This is a genomic window from Brevundimonas pondensis, from assembly GCF_017487345.1.
Lineage (GTDB): Bacteria > Pseudomonadota > Alphaproteobacteria > Caulobacterales > Caulobacteraceae > Brevundimonas > Brevundimonas pondensis.
This window is the reverse complement of sequence record NZ_CP062006.1, coordinates 1,448,675-1,465,359: the sequence shown is the minus strand read 5'-3', so window position 1 is coordinate 1,465,359 and position 16,685 is coordinate 1,448,675. Positions and strand designations below refer to the sequence as shown.

19 protein-coding genes are annotated in these 16,685 nt (G+C 68.6%); 5 read left to right on the top strand and 14 right to left on the bottom strand.

The window, feature by feature from the left end:
- Positions 1 to 20 precede the first annotated feature (20 nt).
- From yajC to IFE19_RS07360, 7 genes are all read right to left on the bottom strand, one after another.
- A complete protein-coding gene (gene yajC / locus IFE19_RS07390) occupies positions 21 to 335 on the bottom strand; it encodes a preprotein translocase subunit YajC (RefSeq protein WP_105562350.1) in 315 nt (104 codons plus the stop codon).
- Between the two features lie 147 nt (positions 336 to 482).
- Positions 483 to 1,571 (bottom strand): peptidoglycan DD-metalloendopeptidase family protein, encoded by a 1,089-nt coding sequence (locus IFE19_RS07385; RefSeq protein WP_207826870.1) that lies wholly within the window; start codon positions 1,569 to 1,571, stop codon positions 483 to 485.
- Positions 1,572 to 1,697: 126 nt separating this feature from the next.
- Entirely contained in the window at positions 1,698 to 2,342 is a 645-nt protein-coding gene (locus IFE19_RS07380) for a protein-L-isoaspartate(D-aspartate) O-methyltransferase (protein ID WP_207826869.1), read from the bottom strand.
- Positions 2,339 to 3,127: a 5'/3'-nucleotidase SurE gene (gene surE, locus IFE19_RS07375; protein ID WP_207826868.1), complete on the bottom strand. Its 789-nt coding sequence runs from the start codon at positions 3,125 to 3,127 to the stop codon at positions 2,339 to 2,341. Before surE ends, IFE19_RS07380 begins: the two co-directional genes overlap by 4 nt.
- On the bottom strand, positions 3,127 to 4,422 hold the full coding sequence (serS, locus tag IFE19_RS07370) for a serine--tRNA ligase (RefSeq protein ID WP_207826866.1): 1,296 nt from the start codon (positions 4,420 to 4,422) through the stop codon (positions 3,127 to 3,129). Before serS ends, surE begins: the two co-directional genes overlap by 1 nt.
- A gap of 228 nt (positions 4,423 to 4,650) precedes the next feature.
- Complete coding sequence (locus IFE19_RS07365) at positions 4,651 to 5,946, bottom strand: cytochrome b/b6 domain-containing protein (protein WP_207826864.1); 1,296 nt, start codon at positions 5,944 to 5,946, stop codon at positions 4,651 to 4,653.
- Between the two features lie 70 nt (positions 5,947 to 6,016).
- Complete coding sequence (locus IFE19_RS07360; protein WP_207826862.1) at positions 6,017 to 6,727, bottom strand: YceI family protein; 711 nt, start codon at positions 6,725 to 6,727, stop codon at positions 6,017 to 6,019.
- A 181-nt stretch (positions 6,728 to 6,908) separates the two neighbouring features.
- Between IFE19_RS07360 and mutL the strand changes: the two genes are divergently transcribed.
- The 3 genes from mutL (at position 6,909) to IFE19_RS07345 (ending at position 9,745) form a co-directional block, all read left to right on the top strand.
- Entirely contained in the window at positions 6,909 to 8,822 is a 1,914-nt protein-coding gene (mutL, locus tag IFE19_RS07355) for a DNA mismatch repair endonuclease MutL (RefSeq protein WP_207826860.1), read from the top strand.
- A 4-nt stretch (positions 8,823 to 8,826) separates the two neighbouring features.
- On the top strand, positions 8,827 to 9,294 hold the full coding sequence (locus IFE19_RS07350; RefSeq protein WP_207826858.1) for a low molecular weight protein-tyrosine-phosphatase: 468 nt from the start codon (positions 8,827 to 8,829) through the stop codon (positions 9,292 to 9,294).
- Between the two features lie 175 nt (positions 9,295 to 9,469).
- The gene (locus IFE19_RS07345) at positions 9,470 to 9,745 is read left to right on the top strand and encodes a YjhX family toxin (RefSeq protein ID WP_207826856.1); all 276 of its coding nucleotides are present in this window, start codon (positions 9,470 to 9,472) and stop codon (positions 9,743 to 9,745) included.
- A 39-nt stretch (positions 9,746 to 9,784) separates the two neighbouring features.
- On the opposite strand, the gene IFE19_RS07340 is transcribed toward IFE19_RS07345, so the two are convergent.
- The 4 genes from IFE19_RS07340 to IFE19_RS07325 are packed head-to-tail and all read right to left on the bottom strand — an operon-like array spanning position 9,785 to position 13,477.
- Entirely contained in the window at positions 9,785 to 10,789 is a 1,005-nt protein-coding gene (locus IFE19_RS07340) for an acyl-CoA thioester hydrolase/BAAT C-terminal domain-containing protein (protein ID WP_207826855.1), read from the bottom strand.
- 40 nt (positions 10,790 to 10,829) lie between these two features.
- The gene (rsmD, locus tag IFE19_RS07335) at positions 10,830 to 11,396 is read right to left on the bottom strand and encodes a 16S rRNA (guanine(966)-N(2))-methyltransferase RsmD (protein WP_207826853.1); all 567 of its coding nucleotides are present in this window, start codon (positions 11,394 to 11,396) and stop codon (positions 10,830 to 10,832) included.
- A 2-nt stretch (positions 11,397 to 11,398) separates the two neighbouring features.
- Positions 11,399 to 11,827 (bottom strand): GFA family protein, encoded by a 429-nt coding sequence (locus IFE19_RS07330; protein ID WP_225910445.1) that lies wholly within the window; start codon positions 11,825 to 11,827, stop codon positions 11,399 to 11,401.
- Positions 11,828 to 11,848: 21 nt separating this feature from the next.
- Positions 11,849 to 13,477, bottom strand: a complete 1,629-nt coding sequence (locus IFE19_RS07325) for a pseudouridine synthase (protein ID WP_207826852.1) — start codon at positions 13,475 to 13,477, stop codon at positions 11,849 to 11,851.
- Here IFE19_RS07325 and tadA point away from each other — a divergent pair.
- Both tadA and IFE19_RS07315 read left to right on the top strand, forming a co-directional pair.
- Positions 13,466 to 13,948: a tRNA adenosine(34) deaminase TadA gene (gene tadA / locus IFE19_RS07320; protein WP_207826851.1), complete on the top strand. Its 483-nt coding sequence runs from the start codon at positions 13,466 to 13,468 to the stop codon at positions 13,946 to 13,948. The genes IFE19_RS07325 and tadA overlap by 12 nt on opposite strands.
- 31 nt (positions 13,949 to 13,979) lie before the next feature.
- Positions 13,980 to 14,396, top strand: coding sequence for an MliC family protein (locus tag IFE19_RS07315; RefSeq protein ID WP_225910444.1), 417 nt, complete (start codon positions 13,980 to 13,982; stop codon positions 14,394 to 14,396).
- Here IFE19_RS07315 and IFE19_RS07310 read toward each other — a convergent pair.
- Genes IFE19_RS07310 through IFE19_RS07300 form a run of 3 tightly spaced genes read right to left on the bottom strand, consistent with a single transcriptional unit; the run spans position 14,393 to position 16,664 of the window.
- Positions 14,393 to 14,980, bottom strand: coding sequence for a GNAT family N-acetyltransferase (locus IFE19_RS07310; RefSeq protein WP_207826850.1), 588 nt, complete (start codon positions 14,978 to 14,980; stop codon positions 14,393 to 14,395). The two genes, IFE19_RS07315 and IFE19_RS07310, sit on opposite strands and share 4 nt — an antisense overlap.
- Positions 14,977 to 16,086, bottom strand: a complete 1,110-nt coding sequence (gene aroB, locus IFE19_RS07305; protein WP_207826849.1) for a 3-dehydroquinate synthase — start codon at positions 16,084 to 16,086, stop codon at positions 14,977 to 14,979. The genes IFE19_RS07310 and aroB overlap by 4 nt, the downstream gene beginning before the upstream one ends.
- Positions 16,083 to 16,664: a shikimate kinase gene (locus IFE19_RS07300; RefSeq protein ID WP_207826848.1), complete on the bottom strand. Its 582-nt coding sequence runs from the start codon at positions 16,662 to 16,664 to the stop codon at positions 16,083 to 16,085. The genes aroB and IFE19_RS07300 overlap by 4 nt, the downstream gene beginning before the upstream one ends.
- Positions 16,665 to 16,685: the final 21 nt, after the last annotated feature.

Below are 16,685 nucleotides of genomic sequence, written 5' to 3'. Positions count from 1 at the left end.
CGTCAGCGGCGAAAGGCCGCTCAGCCCTTGTCGTTGGCGGCGATGGCGGTGCGGTTGCGCACTTCGGCGATCATCGACTTGACCACGCGGACGTTCACGCCCTGCGAGATCTCGACCATGGCCTCGGCGTCTTCAACGCGGGTCACCTTGCCGACCATGCCGTTGGACAGGACGACTTCGTCGCCACGCTTGACGCCGGCGATCAGGGCCTGATGAGCCTTCATCCGCTTCTGCTGCGGGCGGATCATCAGGAAGTAGAACAGGATGAAGATCGCGACGATCGGTGCGATCTGCACCACGATGGCCATCAGGCCGCCTTCGGAACCAGTAGGCATGGAAACTCCCCGAACCGGGCCAACCTCGAAACGGGGGCCCCATTAAAATGAGGCGCGGAACCTAGGGCGCGCCGTGCCGATTTGCAACGCGGCCTGACGTCTCTTGATCACAGGCGATGCCGCCCGGACACGCCGGGCGGTCGGATATCAACGAGGCAGGACGCTGATCGGATCAACCGCGACCGGATCATCGCCGCGCATCTGGCGCGTCTCGAAGTGAATCGAGGGGCGACCGTCGCCCGCCGTCAGCCCCACCGTCCCTATGGCCTGGCCGGCCCGAACCTCGGCGCCGTCACGGACGGTGGCCGAGCCCAGGTGGCCGTAAACCGTGCGCCAGCCGTCCCTGTGAACGATCAGCACGGTCAGCCCCTGCCCCACCAAATCGTCGCCGACATAGGCCACCCGGCCCGCGGCGGCGGCTTTGACCTCGGTCCCCGCCGAGGCGCCGATGTTGATTCCATTGTTGCGCTCGCCCATGCCCACCGGGCCGAAGCGCCGCAGGATGTCGCCGCGCACCGGCCACTGCATGGCCAGAGCCTGACCGACGGCCGCGCCTTGCACTGGCGAAGCGGGGCTTGCGGACGTCGCAGCCGGCGCGCGCGGCGGCGGCAGGGCGGCGTTGCCGCTGGGCGGCGGAGGCGGCGGGGGCGCCACGCCGTTGTTGGGCGTCCGCACGCCCACCGGCGACGCGCCGGTCGCATAGGGGTCTGAGCCGGTGTCCACGGCGCTGTCCGGCAGGACGATGCGCTGTCCGGTGCTGATCGCGCCGCGCGGCCCCAGACCATTCAGGTCGATCAGAATCTGCACCGGCGTCTGGAAGCGACGACCGACCCCCGAAATGGTGTCGCCCTGCTGGATCACATAGGTCGCGCCCGGCATGCTGGTCGAGCCTGCGGGCGGCGTCGGCGTCACCGTGACCGGCGCCCCGGTCGAGGGGTAGGTCGGACCGCCGGCGGGCGGCAGGCCGCCGCCTTCGATACTGCCCGCCGGAGCGCGCGGCCCCTGCTCCTCATAGGGGCGTGCGGGCGGCGGCGTCTGCGGCTGTGGCGGCTGCGCGTAATAGGGGTTGTTGTTCGGATAGGCGCCCGGCTGCGGCTGCGCCGGATAGGCGCCCTGCCCCGTTGGCATGGGACGCGTCGAATAGCGCGGCTCGCTCGGATAGGTCGAACACGCCGTAACCGTCAGCGCCCCGCCGACGACGACCGCCGCCCTGATCCAGCCCGTGAAGCCGCCCATGCGCCCCTCCTTGTTAACCTTGAATCGCCTCTGCCCCCGGTGTGCCCCGGAAGCGTCGCCAAGCCAACCCGCCAAAGGGCGCCAAAGTGGGGCGGAAAGGTTAACCGCGCGCCGAAACGCGCGCCCCTACCCCTCCTTGGCCGTCCCTTCGACCAGGGGCACGAACCGCACTTCGCACAGGCTTTCGCGGCGGAAACTGCCGTCTTCCTGGCCGGTATAGCGGTTCAGCATCTGCACCGAACTGCGTCCCACCGGCGCCACCAGAACCCCGCCCGGCTTCAACTGCTTCAGCAGCTCGGTCGGTTCATGCGGCGAGGCCGCCGTCACCATGATCCGGTCGAACGGCGCCTGTTCCAGCCAGCCCTGCCCACCGTCGCCGTGGCGGGTGAAGACGTTGTCGACGCCCAGCAGTTTCAGCTTGGCCTCGGCCTCGGTCAGCAGGCTCTTGTAGCGCTCCACCGAATAGATGAACCGCGCCAGTCGGCTCAGCACCGCGCACTGATAGCCGCTGCCGGTGCCGATCTCGAGTACGCGGTGGCGCGGCTGGACGTCCAGCGCCTGGGTCATCAGGCCGACGATATAGGGCTGGCTGATCGTCTGGGCGCAGTCGATCGGCAGGGCCTGGTCCTCCCAGGCCTGATCCAGGAATTTCTCGTGGACGAACAGCGAGCGGTCGATGGATTCCATCGCCTTCAGCACCCGCGCGTCGGTCACCCCCTGCCGCCGCAGCGACAGGATCAACCGGCCCGCGCGGTCGTCCGACAGGCTCATCCGGCCGGTCCCTTGGGAGGCGCGCCGCCCAGCACCTTCTTCAAGTCGTTGACGCTGCGCATGTGCGTCAGGTCGATGTGCAGCGGCGTGACCGAAATCCGGCCCTCGTCCATGGCCCGCAGATCGGTGCCCTCGGCATGTTCCTGCGGCGCGCCGCGGAAGGCCATCCAGTAGTAGTCGCGACCGCGCAGATCAGTGCGCCGCACCGCATGCATCTCGCCGATGTCGCGGAAACCCTGCTTGGTCACCTCGACCGCCTTGACCAGTTCCGGCGGCAGTTTGGGGAAGTTGACGTTCATGACCACGCCGTCCTCCCACTTCTGCTCCAGCAGCCTGGCGATGATGCCGGGGGCGAAGGCCTCGGCCGTCTCCCAGTGCGCCACCACGTCGTCGTGGAAACGTTCCAGCGACTGCGACAGGGCGATGGAGCGGATGCCGAAGGCCATGCCCTGCAGCGCGCCCGCGACTGTGCCGGAATAGCTGACGTCCTCGCCGACGTTGTGGCCGCGATTGACGCCCGACAGCACCAGATCGGGCTTCTCGGGCATCAGGTCGTTGACGGCCAGGATGACGCAGTCGGTCGGCGTCCCCGTCACCGCGAAGCGCTTGTCGCCCAGCTGGTTGACCCGCAAAGGCTCGGTCAGGGTGATCCCCCGCCCCTTGGCCGACTGCTCGGTTTGGGGCGCGACGACCCAGACGTCGTCCGACAGGGCGCGGGCGATCTTCTCAAGACATTCAAGGCCTTCCGCCTCGATGCCGTCGTCATTGGTGAGGAGGATACGCATTACTTGGAAACCGAACCCACCGTGGCCAGGCCGCCCATGTAGGGCAGCAGCGCAGCCGGCACGGCGATCGAGCCGTCCTCCTGCTGATAGTTCTCCATCACCGCCACCAGGGTGCGGCCGACCGCCAGGCCCGAGCCGTTCAGGGTGTGCAGGAACTCGGTCTTCTTCTCGCCCGCGCGCTTGAACCGGGCGTCCATGCGCCGGGCCTGGAAGTCGCCGCAGTTCGAGCAGGAGCTGATCTCGCGATAGGTGTTCTGGCTGGGCAGCCAGACCTCGAGGTCATAGGTCTTCTGCGCCGAGAAGCCCATGTCGCCCTTGCACAGCAGCACCTTGCGATAGGGCAGCTCCAGCGCCTGCAGCACCGCCTCGGCGCAGCCGGTCATGCGCTCGTGCTCGGCTTCGGAGTCCTCAGGACGACAGATGGAGACCATCTCGACCTTGGAAAACTGGTGCTGGCGGATCAGGCCGCGCGTATCGCGCCCCGCCGACCCCGCCTCGGCCCGGAAGCAAGGCGTCAGCGCCGTCAGACGCATGGGCTCCGCCACCTCGTCCTCGGAGAGGATCTGCTCCCGCACCAGGTTGGTCAGGGAGACTTCGGCGGTGGGGATGAGCAGGTGCTCGCCCGCGCGGAATAGGTCTTCCTCAAACTTCGGCAACTGGCCCGTGCCGAACATGGCGTCGTCCTTGACCATGTAGGGCGGCGCGACTTCGATATAGCCGTGCGTGCCGGTCTGCAGGTCCAGCATGAACTGGCCGATGGCGCGTTCCAGCCGGGCCAGCTGGCCCTTCAGCACGGCGAAGCGCGAACCGGACATCTTGGCGGCGGCTTCGAAGTCCAGCAGGCCCAGGGCCTCGCCCAGGTCGGCGTGATCCTTGGCCGGGCCGGTCGTGCGCGGCTCGCCCCACTTCAGGACCTCGACATTGTCGTTCTCGTCTTCGCCGTCCGGCACATCGGCGGCGGCCAGGTTCTTCAGCCCGGCCAGCAGGTCGCGCAGCTCGACGCCTTTGGCCGTTTCGGCCTCGCCCGCCTCGGCGATGTCGGTTTTCAGGGTCTCGACCTCGGCCTTCAGCCGGTCGGCCTCGACCATGTCCTTCCTGCCCATGGCGGCGCCGATGGCCTTGGAGGCGGCGTTGCGCTTGGCCAGGGCTTCCTGACCCGTCGTCTGGGCGGCGCGCAGATCGACGTCCAGCGCCAGGATGCGGGCCACCACGTCAGCGGCGTCCTCCACCCCGCGCGACGACCAGCCGGCGACGTAGGCTTCGGGATTGTCGCGGATGGCTCGGATATCGTGCATGGCGTCGCTCTTCGGGCGCTCGTTAAGGGAAGCCGAAGGCTGTAACGCCCCGAGCGGAGTCGGGCAAACCCCTAAGCGCCTTCTCGCCCCCCTCACACCGTCATCCCGGACGCCTCGCAGAGGCGATCCGGGACCCAGACGGTGGATCTCAGACATAGCCAGCCCTGCTTGTATTCAACGCCTGGGTCCCGGATAGCGGCTGCGCCGCTTCCGGGATGACGGCAGGACTTAGCGCCTCGCCTTCACCGTAATCTCCACGCCAATCGCCTTGGACACCCAGTCGCCGCCCGCGTCGGACATCATGCCGAGGTCCAGCGCCGTGCGATCCAGCTCCAGTTTGCCGGCCACGGTCGCCACGCCGTCCGCTTCGTCAAAGGTGAAGGGCAGGACCACCGGAAGCGTCGTCGTCTTGATCCGCAGCGTTCCCGTCGCCTCATAGCGGTTCCCGCCCAGGGCCTTAAACGCCGACGCCTCGAACCGCGCCGTCGGATAGGCGCTCGGGTTGAACCACTCGGCGCCCGTCAGGCTGCCTTCCTGCGTCGCGTCGTCGGTCCTGGCCGTCCCGGTCCTGACCAGAACCACCGCCTTGGAGCCCATCAGATCGGCCGGATCGAACCAGACCTGGCCCTCCCACTGCTCGAACCGCCCCTTGAAGGCCTTGCCGGCGTGGGTTCCGCTAAACGCAATGCTGGAAGCCGCCTTGTCGATGGTCCAGGCCGTCGCCGTGCCAGGCGTGACCGCCGCCTCGGCTTGAGCGGGCGCCGCCGCGGCGTGGGCCTCGTTCCCCGCCCCGTCAGTCAAAGGTGCAGGCTTGGCCGCGATGCCGCCCGCCACGGCCAGCGCGGCGATGAAGCCCAACCCCGCCAGACGTTCGGTCCGACGCAGCAGCGGCTTCGGTTCCGGCGCGGTACGCCCCTCGCCGTGCTTCAGCACCGGGATCATGTGGGCCAGAACGCCGTCGCGATTGATGAACTGGTGCTTCAGCGCCGCCCCGACGTGCAGGGCGATCAGCACCACCGCGCCCCAGGCCATCAGACTGTGCGCCCCCATGGCCTGATAGGCCACGGCCCGGCGCAGACCCGCCGCCGCTTCGCCGATGAAGGGCAGGTGCGGCACGGTGAACAGGCCGAACCAGCTGGTGGCCACGGCCAGCGGCGTATCCGTCGCCACGGCCCAGCCGCTTGAGACATAAAGCCACCCCGTCAGCGGCAGGGCCAGCATCAGCCCATAGAAGGCCGCATGGGTCGCCCGCGCCGCAAACGTCTCCCAAGTCTTCATCTCCGCCGGCATCCCCGGCGTCCGGTGCGTCAGCCGCCAGACCAGCCGCAGCGCCGTCAGCGCCAGAATCAGGAAACCGACCGACTTGTGGATCTGGAACACACGATAGGCCAGCGCCTGACTGCCCGGCTCATTGATCGCATCGCTCATCCACCAGCCCATAGGGATCATGGCGATGATGGCGACCGCGATGGCCCAGTGCAGGGCGATGGCGACGGGGGTGTAGCGGCTGGCGGACGCGGTCATGGCGAAACTCGCTAAAACTCAAAAGAAAACGGGCGGGACCGTCCGGCCCCGCCCGCTCATTCACGCTGCCTTAGGCGGCCGGGGCGGCGGCGGCCGGAGCCACCTGCTGCAGGAACTCGCCGTCGAAGCGGATGGTGGTCTCGTCGCCCACCGGACCGACCGGCATACCGAAGTCCGAGCGCTTGAACTTGCCTTCAGCCGCGAAGCCGAGGGTCGGGACCTGCATGAAGGGGTGCTTCTCGATCTCGCCGCCGAAGGTCGCGTCCAGAGTCACCGGCTTGGTCACGCCCAGGAAGGTCAGGTCGCCCGTCACCTTGGCCGTGCGCGGGCCGGTCAGTTCGACCTTGGTCGACTTGAAGGTGATCTGCGGGAAGGCGCCGGCGTTCAGGAAGTTCTTGTTCTTCGCGATGTCCTCGCTCCAGCTCTTGAAGCCCGAGCCCGCGTGGGTGCCGGTGTAGTCGCCCGGATAATTGGCGTCGACCGAGGCCGGGTCGATGCTGACCTCGACCGCGCTGTTGGCCAGGTTGGCCGGGTCCAGCGTGATCTTGGCGTCGAACTTGTTGAAGCGGGCCGTGTAGTTGGAAATCGTGTTGTGACCGATCGACCACTGCAGCGAGGCGTGGGTCGGGTCCATGACATAGACGCCGGCCGGAGCCTTCAGCTCGACCGGGGCGGTCGAGACGGCGTCGGCAGCCGGGGCGGCGGACTTATCGGCGGCGGGGCTGCAGGCGGCCAGCAGAGCGGCGGCCGAAACGGCCAGAATGGCGGCTTTGATCTTCATGGAAGGGACCTCGTTGAATGTTCAGGACTGGACACGAGGCCCAGAAACGGTTGCTTTGTCCGTCGGCGCGCCGCTCGGACTGCAACAGTATAAGTTGCGATTGCAGCCCTTCAAGCCCCGTTCGTGCAAAAATGCGGATTGAGGTGCGCCCTGCGCGCCGCCCGCCTATCTTGCGACTCACATGCCCATTCGTCGCCTCCCCCCCGAAACCGTCAACCGCATCGCCGCCGGCGAGGTGGTCGAACGCCCCGCCAGCGCCATCAAGGAACTGGTCGAGAACGCGCTGGACGCCGGGGCCTCGCGCGTCGAGATCCAGGCGGACGGCGGCGGTCTGACCCGCATCCTGATCGCCGACGACGGCAAGGGCATTCCAAAAGACGAACTGCCGCTGGCGGTCGAGCGCCACGCTACATCGAAGCTTGAGCCTGACGACGCAGGCGACGTGGACCTGCTGCGCATCCACACCCTCGGCTTCCGCGGCGAGGCCCTGCCCTCCATCGGGTCAGTCGCCCGCCTGACCATCACCACCCGCGCCAAGGAAGAAGCCGACGCCTGGTCCGTCACCGTGGACGGCGGCGATCAGCGCCCGACAGCCCCCGCAGGCTTCCCCGGCCCGCACGGGGCCCGGGTCGAGGTCCGCGATCTCTTCTACGCCACCCCCGCCCGCCTCAAGTTCATGAAGTCCGAGCGCTCCGAGGCCATGGCCATCTCGGAAGAGATCAAGCGTCAGGCCATGGCCCACGAAGCCGTCGCCTTCACCCTGTCGCTGGACGGCAAGGTGACGCTGCGCCTGCCGGCCGAGCATCCGGGCTTCGAGGGCCGCCTGAAACGTCTCGGCGCCCTGCTGGGCCGCGACTTCGAGGCAAACGCCTTGCTGATCGATCAGGAACGCGACGGCGTGCGCCTGTCCGGCTACGCGGGCCTGCCCACCTATTCGCGCGGCAATGCGGCGCATCAGTTCCTGTTCGTCAACGGCCGCCCGGTGCGCGATCGCCTGCTGCAGGGCGCCCTGCGCGGCGCCTACGCCGACTTCCTAGCCCGCGATCGGCACCCGGCGGCGGCCCTCTTCCTCGACATCGACCCGCTCTACGTCGATGTGAACGTCCACCCCGCGAAAGCCGAGGTCCGCTTCCGTGATCCGGCCCTGGTGCGCGGCCTGATCGTCGGCGCCCTGCGCCACGCCCTGCACGCGGCGGGCCATCGCGCCTCGACCACGGTCGCCGCCGACGCCCTGTCCGGCTTCCGCGCCCACACCGGCGAGGCGCTCCACACCCCCTCCTCGCCCACGGCCCAGTCGTTCGGAAACGCCGCGCCCGGCTGGAGCGGCTGGCAGGGTTGGTCGCAACCGGCCGCCGCCGCCCAGAACCTGCCGGGCCTCAACGAGCGCTCCGCCCGCATCGAGCATACCTGGAGCGGCGAAGCCGCCGCCCCCAGCTTCCGCACCCTCGGTGAAATCCAGGCCGAACACGCCGGTCAGATCGCGCCGAGCGCCCAGACCCCGCCCGACCTGATCGACTACCCGCTCGGCGCCGCCCGCGCCCAGCTGCACGGCACCTATATCGTCGCCCAGACGCGCGACGGTCTGATCGTGGTCGATCAGCACGCCGCCCATGAACGCCTCGTCTATGAGCGGATGAAGACCCAGATGGCCCACGGCGCCGTCACCCGTCAGGCCCTGCTGACGCCTGAAGTGGTCGAACTGGACCCCGCCGAGGCCGATCGCGTCGCCGCCAAGGCCGAGGAACTGGCCGACATGGGCCTGATCATCGAAGCCTTCGGCGTCGGCGCGGTGCTGGTCCGCGAAACCCCTGCGCTTCTGGGCGACACCGATGTTCAGGGCCTGATCCGCGACATCGCCGACGACCTGTCCGAACACGGCGCCGCCCTGTCGCTAAAGGAGCGCATGGCCGAGGTCTGCGGCACCATGGCCTGTCACGGCAGCGTCCGCGCCGGCCGCGTCCTCAGCGCCCCCGAAATGAACGCCCTGCTGCGCCAGATGGAGGCCACGCCCCACTCCGGCCAATGCAACCACGGTCGCCCCACCTATGTGGAGCTGAAGCTCAACGATCTCGAGAAGCTGTTCGGACGCCGGTAATTCAATGCCCTACAGCGTCCTCTTCGTCTGCCTTGGAAACATCTGTCGCTCACCCCTGGCCGAGGCCGCCTTCCGCGAAGAAACGCGCCGCCTGAAGCTGGACGTCATCGTGGATTCCGCCGGCACAGGCTCCTGGCACGTCGGCTCTCCGCCCGATCCGCGCGCCCAGGCCGTCGCCCGCAAGAACGGCGTCGACATCTCAAGCCTGCGCGGGCGTCAGGTGAAACCCATCGACTTCCGTCGCTTCACCCACGTGGTGGCGCTGGACGAGGACAACCTCGCCAACCTGCGCCGCCTCGCCCCGCCCGACGCCACGGCCGAACTCAGCCTGCTGCTGGATCATGTCGAGGGCCGCGAGGGTCAGCTGGTCGCCGATCCCTATTTCGGCGACGAGGACGGCTTCGACCTCACCTGGGCCGATGTGACCGCCGGTGCGCGTGGGTTGGCCCAAAAGCTGCGCCGGGGCGATTGAAACCGTCGCTGGCCCTCGCTATCTGAGCCCCTCACCTGTTGGGACTGTTTATGTCTGAGAATGTGTTCACGGCCTGAGGCCCGGACGCTGAAACCCGTCCGAGGCCGCTCGTAACGCCCCGCGTCTGAATGATCGACGCCGGGCGCACGCTGACGCCTGTCCCGGACAATCCGAAATGAACATCTCCCGTGCGGAACAACGCACGCTCCACGCCCTGGCCCAGGGCGGTCGCATCCTGCTGGAACGCGACGAACAGGGCCGCATCATCGCCGCCCGCTGCTTCACCCGCGAAGGCTGGGTGCTGGACGGCTGCAATCTCGAGCAATGGCGCAGCCTGAAGCGCAAGGGCGTCATCAGGTCGCGAAACGGCGGCCCCTATGTCGTCAATCGCGACGGACTGAGCCGCCTGCGCAGCCAGTTGGACAATCGCGTCTCAGGACGCGGCGTCTGACATCAAGGACGCGCGTGACACAGCCGTCGCGCGCGTCCGTCAGGGCTTCAGCGCCGCCGCCATGAAGGCCGTCACCTTGGGCCAGGCGTCCTGGCGCGCCGCCGCATCCGCCTCGGGCGAGCCGCCGCTGCGCGGGCTTTCGCGCGGCCCGCCGTCGCCGACCAGATCATGGCCCGCCTCGGAATAGATCAGGGCCGTCGTCTCGCGCCCCGCCGCCTCTCGTGACGCCACAATGGCGCGCGTCGCCGCCGCCGCATCCCACTGGGTGTCCCGCCCGCCCGCGATCAGGATCAACGACCCGGCATAGGCCTCGACCGGAATGCGCGCCTCGGCCTCCTTCTCCGGGTGGTCCGCTCGTCCGTTCGCGTGGATGGCGCGCAGATCCGCCTTGCCCGGCCCGGCCAGCAGCCCCTCGACAAAACCGCGATAGGGCATGAAGGGCAGCGGTTGGCCCGCAAACGAGAAGGACGATCGCGTGCCCTCGGCCTCAACCGTCTCCAGGCCCCAACCCTCCCAGACGACATCCGTGGGAGCATAGGCGACAACCGCGTCGATCCAGTCGTAACGACTGGCCGCGATCAGGGCGAACTCCGCCCCCTTGGAGGCCCCGAACAGGCCGAACCGTTCGACATCGACGCCCGGCATCCCGCGCAGCGCGTCGCGCAGCTCCGCCAGCTGATCCACTCGAATATCGACAAAGCTGCCCGCGATCTCGGGCAGAGCCTTGGGCGGAGCGTATTGGCCCCAGTCCGGTGAGTAATAGGGCAACCCCACCGCCGCATAACCCATGCCAGCCAAGATCGGACCGAACCGGTCGCCCGCTTCGGTCCCGCCGTCGGCGCCATGCAGTATGACCACCACGGGCCGAGGCCCCTGCCCCTCTGCGACATAGACCTTGGCGTGGGGGAAGCCCGCTACGGGCGACGAGGTCACGCGGTCCTGGGCCCACGCCAATCCCGGGGCCAATCCCGGAACCAGTCCCAACGCCAACCCTGTGGCCAGCGCCGCCCCGATCAGGATGCGCCGCGCAACGGCTCCAAGCATGACACTCTCCGCGCCCGTCCCAAGACTGACGCCAACGGTATCAGTGTTCTTTTCTCAGGAACAGGACACGCGCTGCGCCATAGTCGCGCGCGTCCAGGCGCTCATAGCCTGGGGTGTCGATGTCGGGTTCGTCCGAGCCACGCTCGAACACCACGATGGCGCCCGGCTTCAGCCATTGACCTTCACGCAGCCGCTGCAGCGTCTGTTCGCCCAGTCCCTTGCCGTAGGGCGGATCAAGGAAGGCCAGGTCAAAGGCCTCGCCTACCGAGCCCGGACGTTCGCCCAGATCGATCGCGCTGCGGCGATGCACCCGCGCTCGGCCGAACAGGCCATAGGCGTCCATGTTCTCGCGGATCACGCCGCGCGCGCCGTCATCGATTTCGACGAACAGGGCGAAGGCCGCCCCGCGCGAGATCGCCTCGAACCCCAGGGCGCCTGACCCGGCGTAGATGTCCATGACCCGCGCCTCCTGCAGGCCTTCGGCCCAGGCGGCGTGTTCCAGCACGTTGAAGATGGCCTGACGCGCCCGATCCGAGGTCGGGCGCGTGTTCTGTCCCTCAGGCGCCAGGATGGCGCGCCCCTTCAGGCTGCCTGCAACGATCCGCATGGTCAGCCCTCGTTCGGCGCGTACATGGCCTCGACCTCGGCGCCGGTCAGGCGCGGGCGGTCGCCGGCGAAATCATAGTTGGCGGGCTTGGCGTCGATATAGATCTCGTCCTCGAAGGCGAAGGCCGAGGGGTCTTCAAAGGCCTGGATCGACACCATGGTCATGCCGCCCGCCTTCAACCGCCAGAACAGGCCGGAGCCGCAGGTGGGGCAGAACTGACGCTCCGCCCACGCCGAGGACGCGTAGGTCGCGACCGGTCCAACAACCTCGACGCTGTCGCCACAGTCGACGCTCAGCGAGACCCCGCCCGAAACCCGGCGACAGCTCTCGCAATGACAGGCGTGCATCCCGCCCTGCGGCGCGGCGGTGAACCTCACCGCGCCGCACAGGCAACGGCCCGCCCGTCGCGCGCCGTCCTTGACCTCGACCATCGTCAGCTCCCCATCCGGCCCTTAGCCGCGGTCGCGCGGACCGCCGCGACCGCCCGAAGGCTTGCCGCCGAAGGGTTTGCCGCCGCCGGGACGCGAGCCGCCGCCCGGCTTGCCGCCCGAGCGCGGAGCGCCGTCGCGCGGTTTGAAGTCACGTTGCGGACGATCGCTCGAACCGCCCTCGCGGGGTTTGAAGTCCCGCTTGGGTCGATCGCTGAACCCGCCCTCGCGCGGCTTGAAATCGCGTTGCGGACGATCACCGTCCGAGCGCGGCGCGCCGTCACGGGGCTTGAAGTCCCGCTTGGGGCGGTCGCTGAAGCCGCCCTTGGCGCCGTCGCGCGGCGCGCGGCGGTCATCGATGAACTGCGGCTCAGACCGATTGAAAGGCTTGCGCGGACGATCCGACCACTCGCCGCCTTCAGAGGCTTGCGGGCGAGCGCGCGGTTTGAAGGTCTTGGTGTGCTCGAACTTGGGCGTGGCCTTGGCCCAGCCCTCCTTCTTGGCCGGGCGTTCGCGGCGGTCGACCGCGTCGGCCTGGGCCTCCGTGGCGGCGCGGACGCGGCTGGGCTTGCGTGAGGGGTCCGACATGGCCGAACCCGACTTGCCCGTCACGATCGGCGACGAGGTGCGGCGGCCCGGGATCGGCGCGGGCGTCGAGACCGAGTTGCCGGTCGGCAGGTTCTCGGGCCGGATGTGGTCAGCCAGCATCTCGCGGATCACGCGCGGGCCGACTTCCTCGACCGCCCCGACCGGCAAAGTGCCGAGCTGGAACGGGCCATAGGCCAGACGGATCAGGCGGTTCACCGTCAGACCGACCGACTCCAGGACCTTGCGGACCTCGCGGTTCTTGCCTTCGGTGATCGAGACGCTGATCCACAGATTGGCCGAGCTGCGCTCGCCGTCCTCTTTTTCCTTGGCCTTGTCGATGGTCGCTTCCATCGGGCCGTAGTGGACGCCCTCGATGGTGCAGCCGGTCTTCAGCTTGTCCAGCTCGGCCTGGGTGATGCGACCGCGGGCGCGGGCGCGATAGTGACGCACCAGGGCCGTGTCCGGCATTTCCAGCGCCCGGCTCAGCTCGCCGTCGTTGGTCAGCAGCAACAGGCCCTCGGTGTTCAGGTCGAGGCGTCCGACCGAGATCACGCGCGGCAGGCCGCTGGGCAGGGCGTCGAACACGGTCGGGCGTCCCGCCGGATCGTTGTGGCTGGTGATCAGGCCGGCCGGCTTGTGATAGCGCCAGACGCGCGTGGCCTGGGCTGCGCCCATCGGCTTGCCGTTGACGGTGATCACGTCGTCGCGCGTCACCAGGGTCGCTGGCGTATCCAGTATGCGGCCGTTGACCGCCACCTTGCCCAGACCGATCAGACGCTCGACTTCGCGACGCGAGGCGATGCCGGCGCGCGCCATGGCCTTGGCGATTCGCTCGCTGCGCAGCGGTGCGGCCGGTTCCTTGGCGCCTTTTGGGCCGCCCTTGCCGGCGCCCTTCGCAAAAGGCTTGTCGCCGCGATCGTCCTTGCGGTCGCCGCGCGATGGGCCTTTGCGGTCTCCGAAGCCGCCCTTGTCCGGACGCGCGTCGGCGAATTTACGGGGACCGCGCGGACCGTCATCTTGACGGAAGCGGGGGTTCTTGTCGTTGTCTTTGGGATGGCGATCCATGATGAGCGGTTCATGAGCATGGCGCTCGACTTGGCGCAAGCGGCGGCGCAAGCGGGCGAAGTGCCCGTGGGCGCGATAATTGTCGACGAAACGACCGGCGAAGTGCTTGGTCGCGGGCAAAATGGCCCCATAACCGCCCATGATCCGACAGCTCATGCCGAAATCGTCGCCCTGCGAGATGCGGCGGCGAAGTTGCAGAATTATCGCCTTACTGACCTGACACTTTATGTAACCCTGGAACCCTGCGCCATGTGCGCGGGCGCCATCAGCCACGCCCGCATCGGTCGCGTCGTCTGGGGCGCGGACGATCCCAAGGGCGGCGCGGTGATCCACGGCGGGCGTTTCTTCGATCAACCGACATGCCACTGGCGCCCTGCCGTCGAGGGCGGCGTCATGGCTGAGCCCGCCGCCAACGCCCTGCGATCCTTCTTCCGGGCGCGTCGCGGAACGCGCGCGGCCACGGTGCGTTGACGGTTTAAGCTTGACCTTGGAGGCGCTCCGCTTGCCCCACCCGATCCTTCGCGCCGCCCCCTTTGTCACCCTGACCGTCCTGCTCGCCGCCTGCGGCCAGGAACCGCGCAAGGCCCCGACCGACGGCGACGAAGTCCGCGAGCGCGCCATTGAGGCCCAGACCGCCCGCCGCCGCACCGGCGCCGAGGTTCAGGACCGCGCCCTGAACCGCGTCATCCGCACCGTCTATCTGTGCAACAACAGCGAACGCCTGTCGGTGGACTTCGACAATCCGCGTCAGATGGCGACCGTGCGCAACTCGTCAGGCGAGGCCGTTGATCTGTTCCAGGAGCGCGCCGCCAGCGGCATCTGGTATCGCGCCAGCGGCTATGAACTGCGCGGCAAGGGCGTTCAGGCCACCTGGACCGCCGATGGGCGCGAACCGACCGAATGCCGGGCCGTGGACTAGGCGAACTTCGCCAGCCGCTCATCCAGCCGGGCCCGCACCTCGGGCCAGTCCTCATCCAGCACTGCGAACTGCGCCGTATCGCGTACCCGCCCGGTCCAGGTGATCTTGTGCTTCCTCAGCACGCCCTCGTCGCGCGCGCCCAGCTTGTGAATGGCGGCGGCGCTGGCGGCGTTCTGGGCGTCGGTGATGATCTCGACCCGCACCGCGCCGTTGGAAAAGGTATAGTCCAGCAACAGACGCTTGCACGCCGGATTGACCGGCCCGCCCCGCGCATCGGGCCGATAAAAGGTCGAGCCGACCTCGCAGCGACGATGCTCCAGCTTGATCTCATAAAGGCTGGTCGTGCCGACCACCGCCCCGTCGCTCAGCCGCCGTACGGCGAAGGCGATGTGTGAACCGCCGACCATCGCCTTCAGCGCCGCCGCCCACCAGCCGTCGAAATGTTCGCCGAACGCGGCGCTGACCATGCCGTTCCAGGCCTCGGGATCGCAGTCCAACGCCGCCCTCACCTCGCCCTCCAGCCCCGCCGTGAACGGCTCCAGCCGGACAAAGCGATCCTCAAGAACGACGGGGCTCAACTTCACGCGGCCGCGCCTTCCTCGATCAGGAAGGCGCGCACCACTTCGGCGTCCACGTCCTTGTCGGTGAAGACGTCGCCGATGGCCCGCGCCAGGATCAGCGTCAGCCGCCCGCCCTCGGCCTTCTTGTCCCCGGCCATCCGCCCGATCAGGGCTTCGGCGCTGAAGATCTGATCCACATCGGCCAAGCGCGTCGGCAGACCCGCCGCCTTGATCCCCGCCTCGGATTTTTCAGCGTCGGCGGCAGAACACAGCCCCTGACGGGCCGAGAACCGGAAGGCCATGGCGCAGCCCAGGGCCACCGCCTCACCGTGGGTCAGGGCGTCGCCAAAGCCCAGCTCGGCCTCCAGCGCGTGTCCGAAGGTGTGTCCCAAATTCAGCAGGGCGCGCCGCCCCGCCTCCTTCTCGTCCTCGCCGACGATCTGCGCCTTGATCTCGACCGAGCGGATCACCGCCCGTTCCAGCGCATCGGGGTCGCCTTCAGCGCCCGCAGCCCCCTCTCCGCCCAGCCAGTCGAAGAAGGCAGCGTCGCAGATCAGCCCATGCTTCAGCACCTCGGCCCAGCCCGAGCGCACCTGCCGGATCGGCAGGGTGGCCAGGGCCTCGATGTCGGCCAGCACCAGTCGTGGCTGATGGAAGGCGCCGATCAGGTTCTTGCCGCGCGGCGTGTCGATGGCCGTCTTGCCCCCGACCGAAGAATCCACCTGGGCCAGCAAGGTCGTCGGGATCTGCACGAAGTCGACGCCGCGCATGAACAGGGCCGCCGTCAGCCCGGCCAGATCGCCCACGACCCCGCCGCCCAGGGCCACGACCAGACTCTTGCGGTCCAGCCCCTCGGCCAGCAGCCGGTCCAGCACCGCCTCCAACTGCTCGAACGACTTGGACGCCTCGCCTGCCGGAACCGTCACGATCCCCGTCGCCAGCCCCGCGGATGCCAGCGATCCGCGTACCGTCTCGCCGTGGATGGCGGCCACCGTCTCGTCGCTCACGATATAGGCCCGCGTCGGCTTCAAGGCCGCGACGCGCGCGCCTGCCTTCTTCAGCAGGCCGCGTCCAACCACGACCTCATAGGCGGCGAATCCCTCGCCTCCGACCGGGATCGTCGTCGTCATTTCAACCTCTCCTCACGGACGTGACGCCGCAACTCTCGATAAATCGCCTCGACCGCCTGGCCATGCGAACCGCCGCCGACATCCACCGTCAGATCAGCCTCGGCGTAGACGGGATAGCGGGCCTCGGCCAACTGGCTCAGGGTCTCCAGCGGATCGCGCCCGCGCAACAGGGGCCGGGTGTCGCGTCGCTGCACCCGCTCAGCGATCACCTTCAGGTCGGCCCGCATCCAGACGCTGACGGAGTGCTGCTTCATCAGGGCGCGCGTTTCAGGGTTCATCATGGCCCCGCCTCCCGTCGCCAGCACAATGGGCGGGCCTTCCAGCAGGCGGCGCATGACCCGCGCTTCGCCCGCCCGGAACTCTGCCTCGCCGCGACTGGCGAAAATTTCACTGACGCTCATGCCGGCCGCCGCCTCGATCTCGTGATCACCGTCGTGAAACGGCAGAGCCAGCCTTTGCGCCAGCCTGCGCCCCACCGTCGATTTGCCCACGCCCATCAGCCCCACCAGGGTTATGGTGCGGTCGAGCGCCAGAGAAGGCGACAGAGGCGAGGAATCGGGCGAGGCGTCGGAAGGCATGGTTCCACTATCCTCTACACG

Bases quoted from the DNA above. Each gene is read 5' to 3' on its own strand.
- IFE19_RS07360 (WP_207826862.1), bottom strand. From the start codon at position 6,727: ATGAAGATCAAAGCCGCCATTCTGGCCGTTTCGGCCGCCGCTCTGCTG.
- aroB (WP_207826849.1), bottom strand. From the start codon at position 16,086: ATGACGACGACGATCCCGGTCGGAGGCGAGGGATTCGCCGCCTATGAG.
- yajC (WP_105562350.1), bottom strand. From the start codon at position 335: ATGCCTACTGGTTCCGAAGGCGGCCTGATGGCCATCGTGGTGCAGATC.
- rsmD (WP_207826853.1), bottom strand. From the start codon at position 11,396: ATGCGGATCGTTGCAGGCAGCCTGAAGGGGCGCGCCATCCTGGCGCCT.
- IFE19_RS07330 (WP_225910445.1), bottom strand. From the start codon at position 11,827: ATGGTCGAGGTCAAGGACGGCGCGCGACGGGCGGGCCGTTGCCTGTGC.
- IFE19_RS07380 (WP_207826869.1), bottom strand. From the start codon at position 2,342: ATGAGCCTGTCGGACGACCGCGCGGGCCGGTTGATCCTGTCGCTGCGG.
- surE (WP_207826868.1), bottom strand. From the start codon at position 3,127: ATGCGTATCCTCCTCACCAATGACGACGGCATCGAGGCGGAAGGCCTT.
- IFE19_RS07350 (WP_207826858.1), top strand. From the start codon at position 8,827: ATGCCCTACAGCGTCCTCTTCGTCTGCCTTGGAAACATCTGTCGCTCA.
- IFE19_RS07345 (WP_207826856.1), top strand. From the start codon at position 9,470: ATGAACATCTCCCGTGCGGAACAACGCACGCTCCACGCCCTGGCCCAG.
- IFE19_RS07300 (WP_207826848.1), bottom strand. From the start codon at position 16,664: ATGCCTTCCGACGCCTCGCCCGATTCCTCGCCTCTGTCGCCTTCTCTG.
- serS (WP_207826866.1), bottom strand. From the start codon at position 4,422: ATGCACGATATCCGAGCCATCCGCGACAATCCCGAAGCCTACGTCGCC.
- IFE19_RS07340 (WP_207826855.1), bottom strand. From the start codon at position 10,789: ATGCTTGGAGCCGTTGCGCGGCGCATCCTGATCGGGGCGGCGCTGGCC.
- IFE19_RS07325 (WP_207826852.1), bottom strand. From the start codon at position 13,477: ATGGATCGCCATCCCAAAGACAACGACAAGAACCCCCGCTTCCGTCAA.
- IFE19_RS07365 (WP_207826864.1), bottom strand. From the start codon at position 5,946: ATGACCGCGTCCGCCAGCCGCTACACCCCCGTCGCCATCGCCCTGCAC.
- tadA (WP_207826851.1), top strand. From the start codon at position 13,466: ATGGCGATCCATGATGAGCGGTTCATGAGCATGGCGCTCGACTTGGCG.
- IFE19_RS07385 (WP_207826870.1), bottom strand. From the start codon at position 1,571: ATGGGCGGCTTCACGGGCTGGATCAGGGCGGCGGTCGTCGTCGGCGGG.
- mutL (WP_207826860.1), top strand. From the start codon at position 6,909: ATGCCCATTCGTCGCCTCCCCCCCGAAACCGTCAACCGCATCGCCGCC.